This window comes from Streptomyces sp. FH025 (assembly GCF_017427025.1).
Lineage (GTDB): Bacteria > Actinomycetota > Actinomycetes > Streptomycetales > Streptomycetaceae > Kitasatospora.
The window spans coordinates 22578-29126 of the sequence record NZ_JAFLNG010000022.1 but is presented as its reverse complement, the minus strand read 5'-3'; the positions used below and the strand labels follow the sequence as shown (position 1 = coordinate 29126).

At 71.8% G+C, this 6549-nt stretch carries 7 protein-coding genes; all 7 read right to left on the bottom strand.

Features of this window, described 5'->3' with window-relative positions:
* Positions 1–442: TetR/AcrR family transcriptional regulator (locus J0670_RS03135; protein ID WP_207809344.1), on the bottom strand; the 442-nt coding region annotated here is incomplete at its 3' end.
* Between the two features lie 173 nt (positions 443–615).
* Positions 616–1638, bottom strand: a complete 1023-nt coding sequence (gene whiG, locus J0670_RS03130) for an RNA polymerase sigma factor WhiG (protein WP_307806358.1) — start codon at positions 1636–1638, stop codon at positions 616–618.
* 451 nt (positions 1639–2089) lie between these two features.
* On the bottom strand, positions 2090–3274 hold the full coding sequence (gene dprA / locus J0670_RS03125; RefSeq protein WP_207809334.1) for a DNA-processing protein DprA: 1185 nt from the start codon (positions 3272–3274) through the stop codon (positions 2090–2092).
* Positions 3271–4992: a YifB family Mg chelatase-like AAA ATPase gene (locus J0670_RS03120; RefSeq protein WP_207809332.1), complete on the bottom strand. Its 1722-nt coding sequence runs from the start codon at positions 4990–4992 to the stop codon at positions 3271–3273. The genes dprA and J0670_RS03120 overlap by 4 nt, the downstream gene beginning before the upstream one ends.
* A gap of 1 nt (position 4993) precedes the next feature.
* The gene (locus J0670_RS03115) at positions 4994–5497 is read right to left on the bottom strand and encodes a YraN family protein (RefSeq protein ID WP_207809330.1); all 504 of its coding nucleotides are present in this window, start codon (positions 5495–5497) and stop codon (positions 4994–4996) included.
* Positions 5498–5665: 168 nt separating this feature from the next.
* Positions 5666–5992, bottom strand: coding sequence for a DUF2469 domain-containing protein (locus J0670_RS03110; RefSeq protein ID WP_030056781.1), 327 nt, complete (start codon positions 5990–5992; stop codon positions 5666–5668).
* A gap of 55 nt (positions 5993–6047) precedes the next feature.
* Complete coding sequence (locus J0670_RS03105; RefSeq protein ID WP_207809328.1) at positions 6048–6521, bottom strand: NUDIX hydrolase; 474 nt, start codon at positions 6519–6521, stop codon at positions 6048–6050.
* Between the last annotated feature and the right edge of the window lie 28 nt (positions 6522–6549).

Below are 6549 nucleotides of genomic sequence, written 5' to 3'. Positions count from 1 at the left end.
GTGCCGCGGCGAGCCGGGGCTGGGGGTGGCCGAGGTCCTCCAGGGCCTGAACGACCAGGCCGACGAGTCGTCCGTGCGCCGCCCGGATGCGCTCGCGCGCGGCCTCGTCGAGCTCCAGCGCGGAGATCGCCACGACGGCGCGGTGGCGCGGGTCGGTGGCCAGCGCCAGCTGGCCCCGGACGTACGCCTCGATCCGCTCGGCAGCGGTGTCGCAGCTCTCCATCCCGGCCTCGATCTCTGCCGCCCAGAGGGGGAAGTCCACCTCGCAGAGCGCCTCGACCACGGAGGCCCGGGAGCGGAAGTACTCGTAGACCGAGGAACGCGCCAGTCCGGTGCGCGCCGCGAGCGCCTGGAAGGTCAGCGCCTCCATCCCACCTTCGGTGAGCAGGGTGCGGGCAGCGTCGAGGAGGGCTGCCCGCTGCAGCTGGCGATGCTCGGCCACCGTGGCCGCTCGGATCTTCGGCACGCTCCCACTGTACGGAGCCCTACCTGCGGCCGATACGGCGCCGCGCATTCGAACGGGACACCGATGGGATAGACCTTGTCCGGCGGCTCCGGCAGCCTGGCGGTTCTGGCAACTCCGGGAGCTCCGGGAGATCCGGGAGATCCGGCGTGCTACCGGATGTCCGACAGCTTGGCGCGCAGTTGAAGGACGGACTTGGTGTGGATCTGGCTCACCCGGCTCTCCGTCACCCCCAGCACCTGCCCGATCTCGGCCAGGGTGAGGCCTTCGTAGTAGTAGAGCGTCACCACCGTCTTCTCCCGCTCGGGGAGGGTGTTGACCGCCTGGGCCAGCAGTCTGCGCAGCTCGCGGTCCTCGGCCACCTCGACCGGGTCGTCCGCGCCGTGGTCCTCCAGGGTGTCCATCAGGCTCAGCCGGTCGCCGCCCTCCCCCACCGGGTGCAGCAGTTCGTCCAGGGCCACCACGTTGGCCAGCGACAGCTGGCTGAAGATCGCGTGCAGGTCCTCGATGGCGATGCCCATCTCGGCCGCGACCTCCGGCTCGTGCGGCGTCCGGCGCAGCCGGGCCTCCAGCGTCGCGTACGTCCGCTCGACGGCCTTGGCCTTCTGCCGCACCGAGCGCGGGATCCAGTCCAGAGCGCGCAGCTCGTCGATGATGGCGCCACGGATGCGACTGATCGCATAGGTCTCGAACTTGATGGCGCGGCCGATGTCGAACTTCTCGATCGCGTCGATCAGCCCGAACACTCCGGAGGAGACGAAGTCGGCCTGTTCGACGTTGGAGGGCAGGCCGACCCCGACCCGGCCCGCCACGTACTTGACGAGTGGTGAGTAGTGCAGGATCAGCTGCTCACGCAGCCGCTGGTCGCCGGTCTCCTTGTAGGAGCGCCAGAGCTCTTCGAGCGCGGTACGTCCTTGGACACCGGCGTCCCGCGACCCAGGCCCCCGGCCGTCCGTCGTCTGCTCGCGGCGGGGCCGGGACACCGGCGGGGAGACGGCGTCCGACACGGGGGTGTTGCCGGGCGAGCCGAGCATGCGCTCGATGGCCGCTCCGCCGAACGTTTCCGCCTCACCGACCGCCCCGGTACTTCGGACCGGATCGGCGCCGTGCGCCGCCTCGATGCCGCAGGCCGACTCGACGCCACGGATCACGTCCGCGCCGCGGACGGCATCCACGTCACGAGTGGCGTCGACGCCACGGGTAGCGTCCGCGGGCTGGCCTGGCACCGCCGTCGGCCGGCCGCCCTGGCGCGACAGGCCTCCCATCGTCCCCGCCGACTTGGGCGGGAACTCGGTCACGGGACGCCGCTCGGTCCGCGGCCCTCCCGCGGACCGAGCGCCACCGGTCACTCTGTGTCCGGGAATGTGTGTGGGCATACGTTGGTCTGCGCCGTTCTGCCGAGTCATGTGCTGATAGGGAAGGCATGTGGAGCGTAGCGTGACCAACTCACTGCAAAGCGCTACCGCCACTCGGTCGTCCCTCGATCCGGTGGCGTCCACTCACCGAATCCGGGCAGACGCGCAGAGGACCGGATCGGAGGACCGGATCAGGGGACCGGATCAGCAGGTCAGCCTGGCCGTTCCGGCACGCACTCCCCGGGCGCGCCCCTGTTCTGCTATCCGACGATCACCTCCTCCGCACCAGGCGCCAGTGGGCACCGTGCCGCTCCACATAGCCGAGCGAGGTCAACTCGTAGAGCCGCTGCAGGACTTCGTCCGCGGGGAGCCCGGACTGCCGGGCCAGTCGCTCGACCGGGGCACCGTCCGCAGTTCCCGGAACGGCCTCCAGCACCCGGGCCACAGCCGGCTCCAACAGGTCGCGGGGCAGCACCGGGCCGCTGCGCTGCGGCGCCAGGTCGTCTCCGATCGCCCCGATCAGCTCGGTGATCTCGGCGGCGTCGGTGACCAGGGTGGCCCCGCCACTGCGGATCAGGGCGTGCACCCCGGCGGACAGTTCCGAGGTCACCGGGCCGGCGACGCCCATGGTGTGCCGGTTGAGGTCCCGCGCCCGTCGGGCCGTGCTCAGGGCACCGCTGCGCATGGCCGCCTCGACCACCACTGTCCCCCGGGTGAGCGCCGCGATGACCCGGTTGCGGAGCACGAAGCGGAACCGGTTCGGGTGCTCCCCGGGCGGGAGTTCGCTGACCAGCAGGCCCTGGACGCCGATCCGCCGGATCAGCTCGGCGTTCCCCTTCGGGTAGGCCACGTCGACCCCGCAGGCGAGTACGCCGATGGTCATCCCGCCGACGGCGAGCGCCCCTCGGTGGGCGGACGCGTCGATCCCGTAAGCGGCTCCGGAGACCACCACCCAGCCACGCTCGGCCAGTTGGGCCGACAGCTCGCCGGCCACGTGGGCGCCGTAAGCCGTACAGGCCCGGGAGCCCACCACGGCCACCGAGCGGAGGGCGAGCAAGCGAAGTGAACCGGTACCGGCGGTCCACAGCCCGATCGGGCGTCCGTCGCCGAGGTCGTCCAGTTGACTGGGCCATTCCGTGTCACCCGGAATGATGAAGCGTCCGCCGACGTCGTGTACCCGTTTCAGGTCGTCCGCCGGGTCGAGACCCGGGAGCCGGGCCTGGTAGGAGGCCAGCCTCTCCGCGTCCAGGGCGGGGTGCTCGGGGACGGTGCCGGCCCGGATCGCCCGGACCACGTCCACGGCGGAGAGCTGGCCGAGCCAGCGGCCCACCACCGCGTCCCCCGGTTCACTGAGCCGGTTGAGCACGACACGGGCGAGGCGCTCCGGATCAGGCACGACCGTGGTGTCGGTCTCGGCCGCGTTGGGCCCATGAGGATGTCTCAACAACTGGTTCATGCCTCGCTCTCCTCGTTGCTCTGGTCGTTCGACGGGTGCCGGTCCGGCTTCCCCGGCCTGTCGCCGTCCGGGCCGCTCACTCGCTGGGCCGGGATGCCCCCGAGTCGGCTGCCGACGCGCCCGGTCTGCGGCAGCCCCTGTTCGACCCCGGTGCGCAGGACCAGGGCGGTACGGACGTCCCTCTGGTCCGGCCGGTCGCGACCGGCCAGATCGGCGACCGTCCAGGCGACCCGGAGCACCCGGTCCAGGCCGCGGGCGGTCAGCAGTCCGCGCTCCAACTGGCGCGCGACGTCGTTGAGCGCGCCGGGCGCCAGCTCCCAGCGGGTGCGCAGCTCGTGGCCCGGCACCTCCGCGTTGGTCCGCCACGGGGTGTGCGTCAGCCGGGCCGCCGCCCGTTCCCGTGCGGCCAGCACCCGGGCCGCGACGGTCTCGGTGCTCTCCGCCGTGGCGTCCCGCTCCATGAGTTCGATCCTGGTCACCGGGGCGACCTGGACCTGGAGGTCGACCCGGTCCAACAGCGGCCCGGAGAGTCGCCCTTGGTACCGGCTGACCATCGCGGGAGTGCACTCGCAGCCCTCGCCCCGCCGTGAGTACCGGCCGCACGGGCAGGGGTTGGCGGCCAGGCAGAGGAGGAAGCGGGCCGGGAGCCGGAGCGATCCGGCCGAGCGGGCGATCACCACCTCGCCGGCCTCCAGCGGTTGGCGCAGCGCGTCGAGCACCCGCACCGGGAACTCCGGCGCCTCGTCCAGGAACAGCACTCCCCGGTGCGCCAGCGAGACCGCGCCCGGTCTCGGCAGACCGCTGCCACCACCGACGATGGCGGGCATCGTGGTGGAGTGGTGCGGGGCGCAGTACGGCGCGGTGTCGATCAGCGGGCGCCCGACCGGGAGCAGGCCCGCCACCGAGTGGACTGCGGTGACCTCCAGCGCCTCCTTCTGGGTCAGCGGCGGGAGCAGCGACGGCAGCCGCTCCGCCAGCATGGTCTTGCCCGCGCCCGGCGGCCCCTTGAGGTAGAGGTGGTGCCCGCCTGCGGCGGCGATCTCCAGGGCCCGCCGGGCCTCGTACTGGCCGGCCACGTCAGCCATGTCGAGGCGGTGCGCCTTGTCATCGGACAGGCCCCGCACGCTCGCGCTGGGGAGCATCAGGCCGGCCATCAGCGGATCCGGCCGGCCCCCGATCGGATCGGGCGGTTCCTCCGGTGCGGCCGCCCCGGTCAGGATGGCGACCAGCTGGCGCAGGCTGCGGATGCCGATCACCGTGACCCCGGGGACGAGCGAGGCCTCGGGCGCGGTCTGCTCGGCGACCACCACCCGTTCGTACCCGGCGTCGGCGGCGGCCAGCACCGACGGCAGTACCCCGCGAACCGGCCGCACCCGGCCGTCCAGCCCCAGTTCGCCGATGAGCAGCAGTTCGGCGATGGAGGACGGGTCCAGCCGCTCGGCGGCGGCCAGTACGGCACAGGCCACCGCGAGGTCGAAGCCGCTGCCGCTCTTGGGCACCGAGGCGGGGCTGAGGCCGACGGTCAGCTTGCGCTGCGGCCAGGCCTCCCCGCTGTTGCAGACCGCCGCGCGGACGCGGTCCCGGGCCTCGGTGAGGGCCTTGTCGGGCAGGCCGACCAGGGTGAACGCGGCCACCCCGGGCTCCAGATCGGCCTGAACCTCGACGATCACTCCGTCGACCCCGACCAGCGCGACGGAACAGGTACGGGCGAAGGCCATCTCAGACCACCCCCCGCAGGTGGTCGACCAGGGCCGCACCCCGCGCCCGGTTGACCACGGCGACCAGGTCGATCCGCACCCCGCCCGGTGGAGCGGGCGGCCACTGCGGATCCGTCGGCCCGGGGTCGTACCCGGGCCCGGCCAGCTGGGCGAACTTGCCGGGCCATCGCTCGACCATCCAGCGTTCGGCCAGGCGTTGCAACCGGGCGGCCTTGGCCCGGTCGATGGCCTCGCTGGGCTGCTGGAAGCCCCGCTCGGAGCGGGTCTTCACCTCGCAGACCGCGACGGTGTCCCCGTCGAGGGCGACGATGTCCAGCTCGCCCTCGACGCAGCGCCAGTTGCGGTCCAGGATGCGGAGCCCGGCCTCCGCGAGGTGTCGGGCGGCGACCCGCTCCCCGTAACGGCCGAGTCCGTTCTTGGTGCTGCGCTCCGGGCTCCCCGCGGCGCCCTGCCCGGCTGCGGCCGTGTTCGGTACGGCCTGGTCCTGCACGATGGTGTTCTGCATGGTGACCACCTCCGCCGAGGAGGCTGCACCACCGTGCGCGGTGGGATCGGGGAATTCGATTCCCCTGTGGATAACTCGGGCCTGTGGATAACTCTTGTCACCCGCAGGGGTGAGAACCCCGCGTCACGCGAAATTCGGCTGGACAACGCGGGACGGAGTCGTCCAACGTCAGTTCCCGAAGCCGGACTCGTCCGAGGGCAGCTCCAGATCGCTCTTCGCGAGTTCCTCGATGTTCACGTCCTTGAAGGTCAGCACCCGGACCTTGCGGACGAACCGAGCCGGCCGGTACATGTCCCAGACCCACGCATCCGCCATCGACACCTCGAAGAACACCTCGCCCTGGACCGAGTGCACCTGCAGCTCGTAGTCATTGGTGAGGTAGAACCGTCGCTCGGTCTCGATCACGTACTTGAACAGGCCGACGACGTCCCGGTACTCCCGGTAGAGCTTGAGCTCCATCTCGGTCTCGTACTTCTCGAGATCTTCGGCACTCATCCAGGCGTCCCCTCAACTTGTCACGTCCACCCATTGTGGACCACCACACCCACGCTCAGAGCCGTACCGGGTCGACCGGCGGGCCCTCTGCCAGCAGTCGCCCCAGGAAGTCCGCCAGTCCGGCCGGATAGACCGTTTCGGCGGTCCCCCGCAGTTCCTCGACCGTCCACCAGCGCGCCGCGAGCAGCTGGGCGTGTTCCTCCTCGCCCATGCCCGCGTGGTCCAGCCCCGTCTCCGTGGTCCGGGCCAGGTGGAACCACTGTTCCTGCTCGTAGCGCTGTCCCTGAAAGGAGAACGACACCGTGCCGTACGCCACCAAGGGCCCCAGGTCCACACCCTGCAGGCCGGTCTCCTCCGCGAGCTCCCGCTCGGCGGCCTCACGCACGTCCTCGCCGGGCTCCAAGCCGCCCCCTGGCGTGAACCACCACGTCTCCTCCGGCACGGCCGGGTCGGAGCCCAGGAAGAGGAGGATGCGGTCCAGCCCGTCCAGCAGCAGGATCCGCGCCGCCCTACGACGCTGTGCTGTCATGGCAGCGCTCCACGCTCCTTCCGTTCGC